Source organism: Rhizobium rhizoryzae (genome assembly GCF_011046895.1).
Classification (GTDB): Bacteria; Pseudomonadota; Alphaproteobacteria; order Rhizobiales; family Rhizobiaceae; genus Neorhizobium; species Neorhizobium rhizoryzae.
This window is the reverse complement of the sequence record NZ_CP049250.1, coordinates 26,792-44,366: the sequence shown is the minus strand read 5'-3', so window position 1 is coordinate 44,366 and position 17,575 is coordinate 26,792. Positions and strand designations below refer to the sequence as shown.

17 protein-coding genes are annotated in these 17,575 nt (G+C 59.1%); 8 read left to right on the top strand and 9 right to left on the bottom strand.

Annotated features, from left to right (window positions below):
• The first annotated feature begins 79 nt into the window (after positions 1–79).
• Together G6N80_RS06535 and G6N80_RS06530 are read left to right on the top strand one after the other, a co-directional pair.
• The gene (locus tag G6N80_RS06535) at positions 80–271 is read left to right on the top strand and encodes a CsbD family protein (RefSeq protein WP_062553002.1); all 192 of its coding nucleotides are present in this window, start codon (positions 80–82) and stop codon (positions 269–271) included.
• Positions 272–366: 95 nt separating this feature from the next.
• Entirely contained in the window at positions 367–1,428 is a 1,062-nt protein-coding gene (locus tag G6N80_RS06530) for a zinc-binding metallopeptidase family protein (RefSeq protein ID WP_165132485.1), read from the top strand.
• 3 nt (positions 1,429–1,431) lie between these two features.
• Here the strand turns inward: G6N80_RS06530 and G6N80_RS06525 are convergent, their stop codons facing one another.
• The 5 genes from G6N80_RS06525 to thrC form a co-directional block, all read right to left on the bottom strand.
• Positions 1,432–2,292 carry a DUF1003 domain-containing protein gene (locus tag G6N80_RS06525; protein WP_425503900.1) on the bottom strand — a complete coding sequence of 287 codons (861 nt, stop codon included), beginning with the start codon at positions 2,290–2,292 and terminating at the stop codon, positions 1,432–1,434.
• Positions 2,293–2,446: 154 nt separating this feature from the next.
• Entirely contained in the window at positions 2,447–5,353 is a 2,907-nt protein-coding gene (locus tag G6N80_RS06520; RefSeq protein WP_165132479.1) for an EAL domain-containing protein, read from the bottom strand.
• On the bottom strand, positions 5,350–5,952 hold the full coding sequence (locus tag G6N80_RS06515) for a GNAT family N-acetyltransferase (protein ID WP_246251458.1): 603 nt from the start codon (positions 5,950–5,952) through the stop codon (positions 5,350–5,352). The genes G6N80_RS06520 and G6N80_RS06515 overlap by 4 nt, the downstream gene beginning before the upstream one ends.
• Before the next feature lie 69 nt (positions 5,953–6,021).
• Positions 6,022–7,320 carry a M16 family metallopeptidase gene (locus G6N80_RS06510; protein WP_062552998.1) on the bottom strand — a complete coding sequence of 433 codons (1,299 nt, stop codon included), beginning with the start codon at positions 7,318–7,320 and terminating at the stop codon, positions 6,022–6,024.
• Positions 7,321–7,366: 46 nt separating this feature from the next.
• A complete protein-coding gene (gene thrC, locus G6N80_RS06505; protein WP_062553246.1) occupies positions 7,367–8,764 on the bottom strand; it encodes a threonine synthase in 1,398 nt (465 codons plus the stop codon).
• A gap of 202 nt (positions 8,765–8,966) precedes the next feature.
• Between thrC and G6N80_RS06500 the strand changes: the two genes are divergently transcribed.
• Positions 8,967–9,590, top strand: a complete 624-nt coding sequence (locus G6N80_RS06500) for a PilZ domain-containing protein (protein WP_210300730.1) — start codon at positions 8,967–8,969, stop codon at positions 9,588–9,590.
• A gap of 144 nt (positions 9,591–9,734) precedes the next feature.
• Here the strand turns inward: G6N80_RS06500 and G6N80_RS06495 are convergent, their stop codons facing one another.
• A complete protein-coding gene (locus G6N80_RS06495; RefSeq protein ID WP_062552997.1) occupies positions 9,735–10,424 on the bottom strand; it encodes an HAD family hydrolase in 690 nt (229 codons plus the stop codon).
• A 259-nt stretch (positions 10,425–10,683) separates the two neighbouring features.
• Between G6N80_RS06495 and G6N80_RS06490 the strand changes: the two genes are divergently transcribed.
• Positions 10,684–11,814, top strand: coding sequence for a site-specific DNA-methyltransferase (locus G6N80_RS06490; RefSeq protein ID WP_062552996.1), 1,131 nt, complete (start codon positions 10,684–10,686; stop codon positions 11,812–11,814).
• A gap of 211 nt (positions 11,815–12,025) precedes the next feature.
• On the opposite strand, the gene G6N80_RS06485 is transcribed toward G6N80_RS06490, so the two are convergent.
• The 3 genes from G6N80_RS06485 to mutY are packed head-to-tail and all read right to left on the bottom strand — an operon-like array spanning position 12,026 to position 14,049.
• Complete coding sequence (locus tag G6N80_RS06485; protein ID WP_062552995.1) at positions 12,026–12,310, bottom strand: putative quinol monooxygenase; 285 nt, start codon at positions 12,308–12,310, stop codon at positions 12,026–12,028.
• A 12-nt stretch (positions 12,311–12,322) separates the two neighbouring features.
• On the bottom strand, positions 12,323–12,937 hold the full coding sequence (locus G6N80_RS06480; RefSeq protein ID WP_062552994.1) for an HAD family hydrolase: 615 nt from the start codon (positions 12,935–12,937) through the stop codon (positions 12,323–12,325).
• A gap of 32 nt (positions 12,938–12,969) precedes the next feature.
• Complete coding sequence (gene mutY, locus G6N80_RS06475) at positions 12,970–14,049, bottom strand: A/G-specific adenine glycosylase (protein WP_165132474.1); 1,080 nt, start codon at positions 14,047–14,049, stop codon at positions 12,970–12,972.
• A 72-nt stretch (positions 14,050–14,121) separates the two neighbouring features.
• Between mutY and G6N80_RS06470 the strand changes: the two genes are divergently transcribed.
• From G6N80_RS06470 to G6N80_RS06455, 4 genes are all read left to right on the top strand, one after another.
• Positions 14,122–14,859, top strand: coding sequence for a glycosyltransferase family 25 protein (locus tag G6N80_RS06470; protein WP_165132471.1), 738 nt, complete (start codon positions 14,122–14,124; stop codon positions 14,857–14,859).
• Between the two features lie 80 nt (positions 14,860–14,939).
• Entirely contained in the window at positions 14,940–16,172 is a 1,233-nt protein-coding gene (locus G6N80_RS06465) for an O-antigen ligase family protein (RefSeq protein ID WP_062552992.1), read from the top strand.
• 3 nt (positions 16,173–16,175) lie between these two features.
• Positions 16,176–16,679 carry a DUF721 domain-containing protein gene (locus G6N80_RS06460; protein WP_062552991.1) on the top strand — a complete coding sequence of 168 codons (504 nt, stop codon included), beginning with the start codon at positions 16,176–16,178 and terminating at the stop codon, positions 16,677–16,679.
• A 156-nt stretch (positions 16,680–16,835) separates the two neighbouring features.
• Positions 16,836–17,537 (top strand): DsbA family protein, encoded by a 702-nt coding sequence (locus tag G6N80_RS06455; RefSeq protein ID WP_062553244.1) that lies wholly within the window; start codon positions 16,836–16,838, stop codon positions 17,535–17,537.
• The last annotated feature ends 38 nt before the right edge of the window (positions 17,538–17,575 follow it).

Genomic DNA, 17,575 nt, shown 5'->3' with positions numbered 1-17,575 from the left:
GGAACAAACTTGACCAAGGTACGTTATCCGACTGAAGCCTGATGAAGAAAAAGATCAGGCCAATCAAGGAGAAAACACCATGGGTAGCATGAGCGACAAGATTTCCGGCAAGGCTAACGAAATGGCTGGCAAGACAAAGCAGGCTGTCGGCGACATGACCGATAACCGCTCGCTTGAAGCGAAGGGCGCTGCCCAGGAAGCCAAGGGTAAGACCCAGGTTGCCAAGGGTGAAGCAAAGGATGCGGTCAAGAACGTCGTAGATCGCGCCTGATACTTTTCTGAATTAATACGTAAAAGCCTGTTCCGCGTCCCCTCGGAGCAGGTTTTTACTATGAGACTACCTCATCACCTCATTGGAAAATAAAGATGCGCCTTTTCGAGTGCGATCATTGCGGTCAGTCGATCCATTTCGACAACAGGGTTTGTGTAAACTGCGGCCACCGGCTTGCATTCGTGCCGGAGCGCATGGCTATGCATGCTTTGGAAGATGAGGGCGATGGTGTCTGGCGCCTGATTGCGCGGCCTGACCACAAGGTGCGCCTCTGCACGAACGAAGTGAATGACATTTGCAACTGGACGATGCCCGCAGAGGGTTCAGAAACATTCTGCGTCGCGTGTCGCCACAATCGTCTGGTGCCGGATGCCTCGACCGAGGAGGGATTGCGGCAATGGCGCACGATCAGCCAGGCACAACGGCATTTGTTCTATTCGATGTTGAAGTGGGACCTTCCCCGCACGACCCGTGAGGAAGACCCGGAAGGCGGTCTGGTCTTCGATTTTCTGGTCGATGAAGTGCAGCCGGACGGCACAGTCGTTCCGGCCATGACAGGCCATGAGGATGGTTTGATCGCAATTCGTGCTGCGGAAGCCGATGATGCCACGCGTGAGCAGGTTCGTGTCTCCATGAACGAGCCCTACCGCACCATGCTCGGTCACTTCCGCCACGAGACGGGCCACTATATGTGGGACAAGCTCGTGCGCGATCGCGACCGACTAGGGCCTTTCCGGCTGGCCTTTGGCGATGAGACCGAAGATTATAGCGAAGCCCTGCGCCGCAACTACGAACAAGGCCCGCCGCCAAATTGGCAGGAGAGCTTCATCAGCACCTATGCCAGCACCCATCCGTGGGAAGATTTCGCCGAAAGCTTCGCGCATTATCTCCACATCGTGGATACGCTGGAAACTGCTCGCTCTTTCGGCATTGCCATCGAACCGCGCGGCCATGAGGATCTTGCGTCAGAGGTTGCCTTCAATCCCTACAAGGCGAGAGATGCAGCACAATTGGTGGACGTCTGGATTCCCTTTTCAGTGGCACTCAACAGTATCCACCGGTCCATGGGCGTGCCGGATCTCTATCCCTTCATCCTGACGCCCACGGTCGTGGCCAAGCTGGAATTCATCCACGGCCTGGTACACGGAAAACACTGATCCCTATTGCGATCCATCTGAAGGCTCCGGCGCTGCTGCCGGGGCCTTTGCCTTTTTCTGCGGTGGCTTGGCGCTTTTTACTGCCTTCAGCGCGCGCTCTGTCTTCTTGGCCTGATCGCGCATCATTTCGATCTGGATCTGCTGGATCTCTGTCAGGCGTTCCCATTGCCGGTTGAGGAGATGATCCACCTTTTCATGCAGGTGGCGGATTTCCAGTTCGGCCTTCAGGTTCACTTTGTAATCGTTCAGCGCCCGCAGCCGGTCTTTCTGCTCCTGCCGCCGCTGGCTCATCATGATCACCGGCGCCTGAAGTGCTGCGATGGTGGAGAGCACCAGATTGAGCAAAATGAAAGGATAGGCGTCGAAGGCCTCGTTCGCACCGAGGACCAGGTTGATCATCATCCAGACGGCCAGAAAGGCGCAGAAGGAGATGATGAAGGTCCAGCTTCCGCCGAAACTGGCCACGCCATCGGCAACGCGGTCACCCAGCGAGCGCTTTTCCTCGTAATCGTCTTCGATGTTCTCCGTCAGCGTATCGTGGCTTTCGAGGCTCTCGATAACCTCGTTCTCGAGGACGGAAAGCTCGCCTCGCTCCTCGCGCAGCAGTTCCGAGATGAAGCGGCTGCGATATTTCTCGATGAGCTTGCGACTGAGAAAGCCTCTATGGGGAATGTCCGGGTGATCCTGCCGGATGAAATCCACCAGAGCCGGGCGCATGTTTTCGATGTTGACCGCATCGCGCCGTTTCAACTGCTGGCCGGTGACGGCATCGCGGATCAGCTTGCGCTTTATCGTCACCACGCCCGTGTCGGGATCGGTTTCCATGGTGGCGGCAGTCGGCATGTCCTCGTCGTCGGAGGTCATGGAAGCATCCGTTTCGGCCATAGGCAGCCTCGTTGTGATGGAGGTGATAAGAAAGGCAGGCGCGCGATCATCGCACGGGCCTCATATCACCTCAATCAAGGCAGGATTGTGAAGAGGATTTTTCCGACGAGGATGATCTTCTGAACCTTTGCCATCATGCCCGGCGGGTGAGGGGGAAGCGTTCACGCAGCAGCCTTTGCACCGCATCGGCGGGCATCGGGGCGCCGAACAGATAGCTCTGACCATAGGGGCATCCCAGACGCGCCAGTTCAGCCGCATCCTCATCGGTGCCGATACCTTCCGCCACGACTGTCATATCCATGGAGCGCACCATGTTGATGATGGAGCGCAGCAGCACTTCGCCACGCTCGGAATGATCGAGAACCAGCGATTTGTCGATCTTGATCGTGTCGAAGGGGAACTGGGTCAGATAGCCGAGCGAAGAATAGCCCGTTCCGAAGTCATCCAGCGCAAGACTGACGCCAAGATCCTTCAGCTTGTCGAGAATGAGACGAGCCTGCTCGGGATTATCCATCATCATGGATTCCGTCAGCTCCAGCTTCAGCCGGTGCGGATCGCAGCCGGTGCGGTTCAGCAGCGCGCGGATTTCGTTAAAGAGATCAGCGTTCAGAAGCTGCGCACTCGACAGGTTCACCGACATGAAGATCGGCAACTCGCCGGTCACCTTTTCCCAGGTGCCGAGATCCGAGGTCGCGCACTCAAGCGCAAAGATGCCGAGCGGCTCGATGAGATCGCAGGTCTCCGCAATCGGAATGAACTCGCTGGGCGGAATGAGGCCGCGCTTCGGATGCTTCCAGCGCATAAGGGCCTCGAAACCGACGATCTCGCCGTCCGAAAGCTGGATGATCGGCTGATAGGCCATGGAAAGCTCGCGGCGTTCCAGCGCACGGCGCAGGTCCGTCTCCACCTGCAGCCGGTCCGGCGTATCATTGCCACGGAAAGCTGGCCGGAAGGGTTCCACCTTGTTGCCGCCGCCGCGCTTGGCCCGGTACATGGCAAGCTCCGCATCGCCCAGCATGCTGACGGCATTTTCCTGCTGGTCCACCCAGGAAGACAGGCCAACGGACGCGGTGAGAATGACCTCGCGCTGGGCAAAATTGATCGGCACCATGATGGCCTGCGCAACAGCATCGGCGAAATCCGCCACCTTTGCCGGGTCGCGCTCCGATACGAGAATGATGCCGAACTGGTCGCCGGAAATGCGCGCCAGCGTATCCTGCGGCTTCAGCAGGCGACGCAACCGCCGTGTCAGCGCGATGAGAATATTGTCGCCAGCCGCAATGCCCAGCGCATCGTTCACCTGCTTGTAGCGGTCGATATCGATCGCCATGACCGTCGGTCTGACGTTGTCGCTGCCGGCCGCGATAGACAGGATCGATTGCAGCCGGTCGAGGAAAAGCTGGCGGTTCGGCAGGCCGGTCAGATTGTCGTGCAGCGCGTCGGAGAGCAGGCGTTCGACGGAATTCTTCGGCTCCGTCACGTCCACGATGGTGCCGACGCAGCGGATGATTTCGCCGTTCGAGCCCAGCACGGGCCGCGCGCGGATCTGCAGCCAATGGTAATGGCCGTCTTCAGCCCGAACACGAAATTCGTGGTGAAGCCGCCCTTTCCGCTGTTCCAGCAGAACATCGAGTGTTGCCTTGAACCGATCACGGTCATCCGGATGCAGGCGGGGTATCCAGTTGCGAACCGGCCCGTGCATGCTGCCAAGCTGCATGCCAAGGCGCACGGCCACATCCGGCGTCGTCACCAGACGGTCGCGCGCCACATCCCAGTCCCACACCGTATCGCCGCTGCCCATGAGAGCCAGCGACTGCCGTTCCAGATCGGAAAACAGACCTTGCTGATAGGCGCCACCCGCGAAGGCGTGCTGCATGACCGTGAAGCCGATGAGGAGGACGATCAGAACAAGGCCACCGCCGAGTGCAGGCTGGATGATGTCATTGTCCAGCTGGCCGGAGACCGTCAGCCAACCACCGAACAGCCAGACCATGAACAGGGCCCAGGTCGGCACCAGCAGGATGGCGCGGTCGTAGCGGTTGAGACCCAGATAGACGATCAGAAGAATGCCCGCCGTCGCAGTCAGCGAAAGCGAGATCCGCGCAATGCCCGACGCAATCGAGGGATCGTAGATCGCAACGCCGTAGAGAAGCACAAGGCCGATGACCCAGGCAAAGGTGGCGTGTCCCAGATGCACGTGCCAGCGATTGAGGTTGAGATAGGTGAAGAGGAAGATGACAAGCGAGGATGCCAGCGCCACCTCCGCGCAGGCTCGCCATATTCGCACATCGCTCGAGGTGATGCTGATCAGCTTTTCCAGGAACCCGAAGTCCACGCAGATATAGGCAAGAACCGCCCAGGCGAGCGCTGCGGCAGCAGGCAGCATGGAGGTACCCTTCACCACGAAGAGAATGGTGAGGAACACGGCCAGAAGACCCGCAATGCCCAGCACGATGCCGCGATAGAGCGTGAAGGAATTGATCGTATCCTTGTAGGCATCCGGCTCCCACAGATAGATCTGCGGCAGGGAAGGGGTGGCAAGCTCGGCGACGAAGGTCACCACGGAGCCGGGGTTCAGCGTGATGCGGAAGACATCGGCATCCGCGCTCGGCACCCGATCCAGCGCAAAGCCTTCCGAGGGCGTGATGGCATCGATGCGCTGCGAGCCGAGATCCGGCCAGATGACCTTGGAATTGACCAGCCGGAAATGCGGCGCAACGATCACGCGCTCCAGCTGCTCCTCGGATACATTGGCGAGAGCGAAGACCGCCCAGTCGCCCTGATGGTTGGGTGTGCTGGCCTGAACCTCGATGCGGCGACGAATACCGTCGCTTCCGGGCGCGGTCGATACCTGGAAGGCTTCACCCTGGTTGGCATAGATATCCGTTGTTGCCGTCAGGTTCAGCGCGCGGTCGTCGCGCGAGATCTTGACCGGCTCGAAGGCGAAGGATTGCGTGACGGACGACAGCGAGATGATGATCGCCAGAACCAGTCCGAGCACGCGCGACACTGCCGCTGCTATGAGGCGATCGCGTCTCATAGGGTCAGCTGCTTCCCGCGCTCGGCCGTATCGCCCTCGATCAGCGAATAGAGGATGTGATCGCGCCACTCGCCGTTGATTTTCAGATATTTCCGCAACACGCCTTCCCGTTCGAAACCGGCTTTTTCCAGAAGCCGTATGCTCTTCCAGTTCTCCGGAATACAGGCTGCCTCGATACGGTGCAACTGAAGCCCGGAGAAGATGTAGGGTACTACCAGCTGGACTGCGGCAAACATATGACCCTTGGCGGCATGTCGTTCACCCATCCAGTACCCAACCATGCAGCTTTGCGCCGCTCCTCTGCGGATGTAACCGATTGTAATGCCGCCCAGGAGGGCCTTGTCTTCCCGCCGGAACATAAAGAGTGGCACCGCGAGCCCCGACGAGAATTCCTGTGAATTACGGATGACCCGTGCCCGAAACGCCGATTCCGTCAACTCGTCATGCCGCCAGCTTGGCTCCCAGGGCTGCAGGAAGGCGCGGCTCTCTGAGCGCAGTGCATACCAGGCGGCGTAGTCCTGATAGCGCGGCAGGCGCAAGAGAATATGATCTCCGTAGAGCTCTGGGGACTCCGGCTGGCGCGACAGAAACCGAAACACCAATAACCACCCCATTCTGCCTCGCCGCGCCCGTTTTCCTTGCAACGGGCGCAGGAGAAGCCACCGCCATCAACCGGCTGCGATCTGAGACTTGATCTGCGGCGAAGAAAGTGCCGCCGTGATGTCCGATAGCGGCGCCAGTTTCTCGACCGGGCCGATGGCGGACAATGTGGGGACTGTATCGAAAAACAGCCGTCCGGCAAGATCCGTCAATCGCGAAGTCGTGATCCCTGCAAGACGTTCCATCATTTCATTGTTCGGAATGATGCGGCCATGCAGGATCATCTGCCGGGCAATCTGCCCCGCGCGGGCAGCCGGGCTTTCCTGCCCCATCAGAAGCTGGGCGCGGATCTGGGCGCGGGCGCGATCGATTTCCTGGTTGTCGATGAATTCCGAGGACTTGCGAAGCTCCTGCAGGATCACCGGCACTAGTTCCGGCAGGTCTTCGCCACCGGTTGCCGCATGAACGCCGAAGACGCCCGTATCGGAAAAGCCCCAGTGGAAGGCGTAGACCGAATAGCAGAGCCCCCGATGTTCGCGGATCTCCTGGAACAGACGCGACGACATGCCGCCGCCCAGAATGTTTGCCAGGATTTGCGAGCAGTAGAAGTCGCGCGCGTGGTAGGCCTTGCCCTCGAAGCCGAGCAGCAATTGCGTGTCCATCAGGTCACGCATCTCGCGCACTTCGCCACCCAGATAGCGGGCAGGCTCGAACACTGGCGGCGCGGAAGGCGTGGTCGGCAACAGGGAGAAGCGATCTTCCACCTGTTTCACCAGCGTATCGTGGTCCACGGCGCCGGCGGCGACGATGAACATGCGGTCGGTGGTGTAGTTGCGCGAAAGATAGGCGCGGATCTGGTCCGGCTGGAAGCCTTTCACCGTCTCCGGCGTGCCGAGTATCGGGCGACCGATCGTCTGCCCGCGATAGGCAACCTCCGAGAAGCGGTCGAACACCACATCATCTGGCGTATCGTTAGCCGCACCGATTTCCTGCAGGATGACGTGCTTTTCGCGCTCCAGCTCTTCCTCGTCGAAAGAGGATTCCGTCAGGATGTCCGCCAGAATGTCGATTGCTAGCGGCACATGGTCCTTCAGGACGCGTGCATAATAAGAGGTGGTTTCGGTAGACGTGGCGGCGTTGAGTTCGCCGCCCACATTCTCGATCTCCTCGGCAATGTCACGGGCGCTGCGTCGCGCGGTGCCCTTGAAGGCCATGTGCTCCAGGAGATGCGCAATGCCGTGTTCGTCTACGGTTTCATTGCGCGAGCCCGATTTGATCCAGACGCCGAGTGCCACGCTTTCCAGATGCGGCATGTTCTGCGTCACTACGGTCAACCCGGAGGCAAGCCGGGTGATTTCAACATTCATCGTTGGTCTTTCCGGCACTCTGACCTGTCTACCCAAGAGCAATGGTTCAAGCCTTGGCCCGCGCGTGCTGGCTGATGAATGCTTCCACCGCCTTCAGCTCGGGTTCCAACAGGTCGAAGTGCTCCTCCCTACTCATCAGATCTCCCATCCATGATGGGAGCGCCGGATGAATTCCGCAAGCAGATTCTACGGCTGCCTGGAACTTGGCCGGGTGCGCGGTTGCAAGTGTCACCATGGGGCTGGTGCCCTTTGCGTTCTTGGAGGCGACGAAAATTCCCGTCGCCGTATGCGGATCAAGCAGGTAGCCGGTCTCGGCAAGGGTCGCGCGAATGGTCTCAGCCACCTGTTTCTGCGTGGCCCGACCGGCCTTGAATTCGCGGCGGATGGCCTTCAGCGCCTCCGGCTGGATCTCGAAGGCTCCTGATTGACGCAGGCCCGACATGGCCGAACGAACCGCTGCCGAATCGCGACCGTAGGATTCAAACAGAAGCCGCTCGAAGTTCGACGAGATCTGGATGTCCATGGAGGGCGAGGTGGTTGCCACCACCGGCTTCATCTCGTAGCGGCCGGTCTTCAGCGTACGCGCCAGAATGTCGTTGTCATTGGTGGCGATCACCAGCCGGTCGATCGGCAGGCCCATGCGCTTGGCCACATAACCGGCGAAAATGTCGCCGAAATTGCCGGTTGGCACCGTAAACGAGACCTTGCGATCCGGCGCGCCGAGCGAAATGGCGGATGTGAAGTAATAGACAACCTGCGCCATGATGCGCGCCCAGTTGATGGAGTTGACGCCCGACAGCTTCACGCTTTCGCGGAAAGATACGTCGTTGAACATCGCCTTCACCAGATCCTGGCAGTCGTCGAAATTGCCATGAACGGCAACGGCATGCACATTGGCGTGTCCCGAGGTCGTCATCTGCCGCTGCTGCACCGGCGAAACCTTGCCATGCGGGAACAGAATGAACACGTCCGTGCGCTCGCGTCCGGCAAAGGCGTCGATGGCCGCGCCGCCCGTATCGCCGGATGTTGCACCGACGATTGTCGCACGCTCGCCGCGCTCGGCCAGAACATAATCCATCAGGCGGGCCAGCAGCTGCATGGCCACGTCCTTGAAGGCCAGCGTCGTGCCGTGGAAGAGTTCCAGCACATAATCGTTGGGGCCAACCTGCACGAGGGGCGCAATAGCCGGATGCCGGAAGGTGGCATAGGCCTCGTCGATCATGGATTTCAGGGCGTCAGCTGGAATTTCATCGCCGGTGAAATGCGAAAGAACTGCGAAGGCTACATCCTGATAGCTTTTGCCTCGCAGGTTGCGGATTTCCTTTTTGGAAAGCTGTGGCCAGGTTTCCGGCAGATAAAGGCCGCCGTCGCGGGCAAGACCTGCCAGCAGGGCATCGCGAAAACCAAGAGCGGGCGCATCACCACGTGTAGAGATATATTGCAAGACCGTATTCCTGAGCACAATCCAAAAGACGCCGGAGAGACCGGCATGGTGGGGAAACGCCGCTTTCACTACCGCCACCTTGCCTGGTTCGCATCAAACTCTTCTGCGACAGGTAAAATTCAGCTGCAATGCCAATCGATTTTTCCGTTGGGCGCTGGTATAGACCATCAAAATTTGCCGTGAAAGCCCGGAATGCGTATTCATGACGCCTATTCGGGACCGTTCAGAAGAAAAGGGTCGCAGTCACGTGTCTGGCAAGCAATCGCTCAAGTTCCTACCGCTCGCGCTTCTCGCAATCCTCGCAGGCTGCAATTCGTCTTCACCGGTATCGGGTCTTTCGCTGGGCTCCTCTGCGCAGCCCGCAGCCGCCACAGGCCCGGTTGTCGTGCAGGCCTACTGCCCGCAGGTGGGCATGCTGGAGCAATCGGCAATCAAGAACGCCTATGCGGGCAATGCCAAGGATGATCCGGCCAAGCTCATCTATCGCGCTTCGCTGTCTGAAGCCACGCGCGCCTGCACCGCCAATGACACAACGCTGACCATCCGCGTACAGGCGCAAGGCCGCGTGGTTATCGGCCCTGCTGGCAAGCCTGGCCGCATTTCCCTGCCGATCAATGTCGAAGTCATTGGCGAAGGCGACAAGGTTCTCTACTCGCAGACGCAGATCACTGCCGTGGATGTTCCGGCGGAAGGTGTCGCGCAGTTCCTGTTCGACAAGGCGGATGTCTCGATCCCCAACCAGATGGGCGGTGTTTCCACCTTTACCCGCGTTCGCATCGGCTTCGACGATGCCACGGTCAAGAAGACCGGCCGCAACAAGCGGTAAAACATCGCTTACATACAACGTCATCCTCGGCCTTGTGCCGAGGATCTACTGAAGATAACAAAATCAGTAGGTTGCAGATGCTCGGGACAGGCCCGAGCATGACGGAGGCTAGATTTACACCCTTTGTCGTAGGGTCAGTTCAAATCAGGCCACACCCACCCATTCTCCCAGCGCCGCAATCGTTGCCGGCAGGTCGCTCATGCGCGAGATCACCGTTTCAGCACCGGCATCCGTCAGCCGGTCGGCATGGCTCGGATAGGTATGCGATGCGCCGGTAAAACCGACCACTCGGCAGCCAGCGGCGACGGCGCCGTGAATGCCATGCACGGAATCTTCCACCACGACGGCGCGGGAAGGGGAGACCTTGAACGTCGCCAGCGCGTGCAGGAAAATGTCCGGACGCGGCTTCACCTTGTCCGGCCCGAGATCCTTGGCGGAAAAGATATGCGGGGCGAAATAGGGCTTGAGGCCAACCTTGGTCAGCATCATGTCCAGCCGGTGACTGGAGGAGTTGGAGCAGATGCAGGCCTGAGTCGAAATCCGCGACAGCGCCAGCTTCACGCCCTCGATCACCTTCACATCCCGCTCCAGCCGCTGGTCGAGCAGCTTTTCGGATTTGTCGAGCAGAGAGGCGGAGAGGGGAATGTCGACTTCCTTCTCGATGGCCAGAAGAATGTTCTTCCAGGTCATGCCCGCGAAGCGTTCGCCCATTTCCTCGACGGAGATCGGGTAGCCCGCTTCCGTGAGCAGACGGGACTCGACCTGCGCTGCGATGATTTCCGAATCGACCAGAACGCCGTCGCAGTCGAAGATGATAAGGTCAAATCCACTCATGTCAGTCTTTGCTCAAAATTTCCGGGGGTGCCGTCCTCCTACACGAGCCCCTGAAGGATAACAATCCGGCTGAGCGCATAGCTGCCAATCACGCTTGCTTGACGAATGTCAGGCCCAATTGGCCGCGGCGATTTACCATCTCTCGTCCCCACGCGGACGCATTTCTCGCAATTTTCGGATCTTCTTCAGTGTTTGGTAACCAAACTGAGTAACCATAACAGTCAGTAAATGTATCCGAGTAAGCGTTAGCGAGTATCAGATGGCATCCGTTCTTCCGCTTGTGGACCTGAAGCAGCAGGTTCGTCCCGATTCCTGGATCAACAGCATCATCAAGGGCGATTGCGTTGCCGCACTCGAAGCTCTGCCGGACCATTCGGTCGATGTGATTTTTGCCGACCCACCGTACAATCTGCAGCTTGGTGGCATGTTGCATCGTCCCGACCAGTCGCTGGTCGATGCCGTCGATGACGAGTGGGATCAATTCGAAAGCTTCGGAGCCTACGACGCCTTCACCCGCGCCTGGTTGCTCGCCTGCCGCCGCGTGCTGAAGCCGAACGGCACGATCTGGGTCATCGGATCCTATCACAACATCTTCCGCGTCGGCTCCATGCTGCAGGATCTGAACTTCTGGCTGCTGAACGACATCGTCTGGCGCAAGACGAACCCTATGCCGAACTTCAAGGGTCGCCGGTTCCAGAACGCGCATGAAACCATGATCTGGGCCAGCCGCGATGCAAAGGCCAAGGCCTACACCTTCAACTACGACGCGCTGAAGGCCTCGAACGACGACGTGCAGATGCGCTCCGACTGGCTGTTCCCGATTTGCAGCGGTGGCGAGCGCCTCAAGGGCGATGACGGCAAGAAGATCCATCCGACCCAGAAGCCGGAAGCGCTGCTCGCCCGCGTCATCCTCGCCTCCACCAAGCCGGGCGATATCATTCTCGATCCCTTCTTCGGTTCGGGAACGACCGGTGCCGTCGCCAAGCGCCTGGGTCGCAATTTCGTCGGCATTGAGCGCGAGCAGGATTACATCGATGCAGCCTCTGCCCGCATCGCCGAGGTGGAGCCGCTCGGCAAGGTCGAGCTGACCGTCATGACCGGCAAGAAGGCCGAACCGCGCGTGGCCTTCAACACGCTGGTGGAAAGCGGCCTCATCAAGCCGGGTCAGGTTCTCACCGATGTCAAGCGCCGCGTCAGCGCGATTGTTCGCGCCGATGGCACGTTGGTGTCAGGCGGGGAGGCGGGCTCCATCCACCGCCTGGGTGCCAAGGTGCAGGGTTTCGATACCTGCAATGGCTGGACCTTCTGGCACTATGAGGAAGAAGGCGCACTGAAGCCGATCGACGCCCTGCGCACCGTCATTCGCAGCAATATGGCGCGTCTGGATTGAGAAAATGGCATGGCTCCCATGCCTTTTGAAAAGAGTTCGGGAACCAATTTCGCCGTATTGTCGTTTTTAGGTCAAGTGACCTCATTGACGAAGACCGATCCACCGCCTCGTTGATGAGCCCTTCCCCCGGGGATTGACCTCCAGCCGGCGGAAGGAACAAAACGCCCGGTCCTTTTCCCTCAAGGACCGGGCGTTTATTTTTTCGCATCATTTATCCTTCGCGAACTTCGAAATGCCGCTCGATACCGGCTGTGATCCGAAACCAGTCGGATGCACGGTTACGGGTCTGGTGCGCTTCGAAAGCGGCCTGATCAACAAAGATTTCCGAAACGAGCAGCCGTCCCGCGATCTCTGTGCTCTCTACGACTTCGAACTTAAGACAGCCTGGTTCGGCGAGCGTGAGTTCCACATGCTTCGGCAGTGCGGACAGCACATCTTCCCGCCGGTCGGGCGGTATATCCAGATAGCCATCGAGATAGATTTTGGCTGCGCTCACTTCGCCACTCCCTCAAACACTGAAGCCATATCGCTGCAGATCGGCCCTGAGCGTGTCGATGCCGGTAAATTGCACCGCCTGCCATCCGGCCTTTTTCGCACCTTCCACATTGATCGCCGTATCGTCGATGAACAGCGTCTTTGCCGGATCAAGCCCGAATTCCTGCGTATGTCGCTGGTAGATTTCAATGTCCGGCTTGATGAGCCGCACTTCGCCCGACACGGTCACGCCACGCGGTTTGTTGAGAAACGGATACATTTCGCGCGCGTGGCGAAAGGTGTCGGCGGCGAAATTGGTCAGCATCGTCACGTCGCGACCCTGCTCGATCAGGCTCTCCATGACGGCCACGCTGTCGAGATAGGCGGGAACCACCATCTCATGCCAGTTCTGGCGAAAGGCGCGAATATTGTCCGCGTGGTCCGGAAACTTCTCGATCAGCTCCGCCTCGGCCTCTGGCCATTCGCGCCCGCGGTCCTGCTCCATGTTCCAGTCATGGGTGCAGACATTCTCGAAGAACCAGCGCCGCTCGTCCGCATCGGGAATAATCCGCTGGTAGGGGATCGTTGGATCCCAGTGGATCAACACCTTGCCGATGTCGAAAACGATATGGTCGATGGGCGCGGTCATGAATTCCTCCTCCTGAAACAAATTCGTTCCATTTAAATCGATTTGAACGCGTTCGGAAGGGCTGTTGCGATGACTTTTTTCATGACCGTGGGAAGCGCTTGCGCTTCAAGGTTATCGACCTTCTCCCACCATCCGTTTGCGTCCGGTTGCTTTTGCGTCTTCGTCCGATACACGGTCAGCCGCAGTTCGAAATGGGTGAAGATGTGGGTCACGACACCGGCCTGATGCCATTCGCCGGGGAAGGGCGCATGCTCCTCAGTCGTGCCGCCATCCAGCCGTGCGGTCCACGCGGTGGTTGGAACCTCGGTCATGCCGCCGAGCAGGCCGCTTTCCACGCGCCGCCGCAGCAGGATTTCGCCATCGGAGGTTACGGCCACGAAGGCGGCACCCTGGCGGATCGGCTTTTCCTTCTTGGCGGCCTTCACCGGAAAGTGCTCCGGATCATGCGCCTTCAAGGCAAGACAGTCCGCATTGAACGGACAGAGCGCACAGGCCGGACGCTTTGGCGTACAGATCGTGGCACCAAGGTCCATCATGGCCTGGGCGAAATCCCCCGGCCGGCCAAGCGGCGTAAGCTCTTTCACTCTCGCCTTCATCAGTGGTTTCGAGCCGGGCAGCGGATCGGAAATGGCGTAGAGGCGGGAGATCACGCGTTCCACATTGCCATCCATCACGGCCGCCGGACGGTTGAAGGCAATGGCGGCAACGGCAGCGGATGTATAATCGCCAATTCCCGGCAGCGCACGAAGTCCCTCTTCGGTGTCCGGGAACATGCCGTCATGCTCTTTGGCGACAGTTTCCGCGCATTTTTTGAGGTTTCTGGCCCGCGCGTAATAGCCAAGGCCAGCCCATGCAGCCATGATATCCTCGCTCGGGGCGGCGGCCAGATCACCCACAGTTGGCCACTTTGCCAGGAACTTCAGGAAATAGGGCTTGACCGCTTGCACGGTTGTCTGTTGGAGCATCACCTCTGACAGCCAGATGTGGTAAGGGTCTGCGCGCTTGCCTGTCAGGCTTTCGCGGGGAGTAACGCGCCAAGGCAGTTCGCGATGATGGCGATCATACCAGGAAAGCAGTTTGTCGGAGAGAGACGTGTCGGCTGTGGAGTGCATATCGGCGGGACTATCCATCCTGTTCGACCTCAGAGATAAGGTGCATCGAGTTTGAAGCCAATGGCGGAGCAGATGGATTTACCGGTCCTCCTCATCAATATCGATCGTGCGATCGAGCGCAGGCAGTTGATCGAAGGGCAGGCGGAGAGGCTTGGCATCAGGCTGGAGCGTGTGCAGGGAGTTGATGGTTCAAAGGTGCCGCCGGACCAATGGGTGGATGCCGACCGTGATCTGTTTCTGAAGCGCAACGGTCGTCCGCTGATGACGGGGGAATATGGCTGCTACAAAAGCCATCTCAAGGCTTTTCAGCAATTGGTCGATAGCGGCGCGCCTGCTGCCCTGATCATCGAGGATGATGTGGCTCTCAGCGAAGACCTGATGCTGCGCGCTCAGTCCGTGGCGGCGACGGTCAGGGATGGTTGCGTCGTGAAGCTGGTCAATCACCGGACGCTCGCCTTTCGCCACCTTTTTACCACGCCGATGGGAGATCGTATCGGCCTGTCCCGGTTCGGACCTCAAGGTTCTGCGGCCTGCTATCTGCTGACCAGAGGCGCGGCGCAAAATCTCCTGGAGCCGCTCCGGGTGCAATCCTTGCCGTTTGACATGGCGCTTGAGCGGGTATGGCACCACCATGTGCCGGTCTATACGGCAGAAGAGTCGCTGCTGGAGTTTGGAGATTTGCGATCGCAGACCTTCATTGCCAGCCGCGCAGACTATAAGCAGCAAAAGCAAAAGGGTCTCGCGAAGATACCAACGCATATATTTCGTGTTAAGGAGGCGCTTCTTCGCGCATTTCAAACACTTTCCTAATAGAAACCTTCGCAATAAGGTACAAACCACTTGTAAGCGGCCAAGAACCGCAGACGAAACATGAGGATCGATCGGATCGAATGACGTTCAAACGCATATTGCTGGCGCGCCGTCGCATCGATCCCTGGATCCTGGCCTTTGCAATGTTTTCCGTCGCGCTGTATCTGCCCACGGCGGTTGCCATGTGCGCTGTGTTCGGAGCGACAGGCATTTATGTCGCGCTGTCCAATCGACGGCGACTTCGCGCCTATCTCGACTCCCCCCTCGGTGTCATCTTTCTCTACATCTTCTGGGTCGTCCTGCTCCTGGGTGTCCGTGGCGAGTGGCAATGGCAAAACCGCCAGCTCGGTTTCATGGGGCTTCTGCTCGGCTTCAGCTTCATTGCATCCGGCCTCTGTCTCGTGCGCCAGCCGCTGCGTTGGCTGGTGCTTGGCGGTCGCATTGGCACCTGGGTTGCGCTGGTCGCAGCGCTCTTTGCAAGCCTGTCTTTTCAGACGGCTGCGGATCGGTATGACGGCGGTGGAAACGCGGCCATCGTGGCACTGCTCGTCGCGCTGGCGGGCATTGTTGCCACCATTCCGGTGGAAAAACCCTGGCGATACCTGCCCAACGGACCCTTCTATCTGCTGATCGCCATCGTTCCGGTCTTCCTGTCGCAAACGCGCGCCGTCGTTCTCATCCTGCCTGTGTTATTTCTCGTCGAATTTGCGATCTGTTCTCTGAAATGGCGGCCTCGCTGGCGCAACAGAGCCTATGCGGCGGCGGCGCTTGGCCTGGTCGCGCTCTTCATGGCGCCACCCGTGCACAGCATGCTGATCGATCGTTTTGCCACCGTCTATGAATACTATGTAGACGGCGACCAGGCACACAATATGGATTCCGGCAACATCCGGCTGGCGCTCTGGAAGGCATCCACAATCGTGATCAGGGAGCACCCCATCGCAGGTGTGGGCCTCAGAGATACATTCGCCAATCTGGAGCGCGTTGCCGGACCGGATCTGCACTACATCGTCGGCGGCAAGCATGTGCATAATTTCCTGCTACAGGAATTGCTGGCCAACGGGTTTCTGGGTCTGGGACTTCTGCTGGCGATCTTCGCAAGTGTCCTCTGGATGGTTTGGCGTCAGCCGGATCATTATCCGCTCAAGCGCTGCGTCGTCTATTTCTACGGGACCGTGCTTGCTTTCGGCATGTTGCATGATCCCTTCTACCACGAGCAGTGCCTGGCAACGTCCATGCTGTTCCTCGCGGTCCTCATCGTGCAGTTCCGGCGCTGGAACATGCTGACGCCCGCCGCACGAAGAACCATCTGAACCATGGCGCGCAAACCCGTCCCCCTCCAGATCGCAGAGATTGCCAACGGGCTGATGGATCCGGTGCTGGCCCGCCGCGCCGGTATTTCCACAGCACTTCTCGGCTCATGGGACGAGATTGCCGGCGAGGAGTTTGCCGAATGCACGCGTCCGGAAAAGATCGCCTGGCCGCGCCGCGATGGCTCGGAAGGTGAGGGCGGCCACAAGGCCGGCGTTTTGACCATTGCCTGCGAAGGCGCGCGTGCCCTGTTTCTCAGCCATGCGCAGGGCGAACTCATCGATCGGATCAACGGCTTTTTCGGGTTTCCCGCCATCCGCCAGATCCGGATCGTGCAGAAGCCGGTCTCGGTTGCCACGCGTTACCGCCGCAAACCGCAGCCATTGCGCGGCGAGGCTGCTCGACGCCTGAACGAAATGATGGACGGGATCGAGAACGAGGCATTGCGCAAGGCGGTGGAGAGGCTTGGCACCGCCGTCCTGCAGCCAAAAAAGGCGACACGGCGATAGGGTTTTGCCTGCAGATCTAACACTCAGCTTCAGTTCATCTTTTCTCTGTCACGTTTGGTTGAGAAAAGAACATTCCATCTGCGCGCCGCCTTGTTCTTGCAGCAAGGGCGCGATACGTGAAGCAACAAAGTCTGTTTATCTTCAATAGGTGCCATGATGCCGTTCAGCCTACCGCAAACCACCCGTCGCCAGCTTATGGGCGGCGCTGCCGCAACCGCAATCGGTGTGCCGCTTCTGGGCGCGTCCGCCGCATTTGCGGTCGATCTGCCGGAATCCTCCGGCAAGGTGGACATGGCAAAGGTGCTGCAGCCTGGCGCATTGCCGGAAATGGCGCTGGGCGATGAAAAGGCCAAGGTCACCATCGTCGAATACATGTCGATGACATGCCCGCACTGCGCGCATTTCCACACCACCACCTTCGAGCCGATCAAGCAGAAGTATATCGATACCGGCAAGGCGCGCTTCATCCTGCGCGAGTTCCCGTTTGATCCGGTCGCGACTGCTGCCTTCATGCTGGCCCGCTGCAACCCGGCCAAGCCGCAGGAAATGGCGGATGCCAAGAGCTACTACGCCATGGTTTCCATGCTGTTCAAGCAGCAGCGCGCCTGGGCAGCCCCGGCAGACGGCAATGTTCGCAATGCCCTGCTGCAAATGTCCAAGATGGCCGGTTATTCACAGGAAGGCTTCGAGGCCTGCTTGACGAACCAGAAGCTTCTCGATCAAGTGAACGCCACCATGAAGCGCGGTGCGGAAGAATTCGGCGTGAATTCAACGCCAACCTTCCTGATCAACGGCAACCGTTACTCCGGAGACATGTCGGTTGAAGCCATGTCGGCGCTCATCGATAGCCTGCTCTGATCCGAACGCATTTTTGAAAGCGGACACGGATCGCGTAT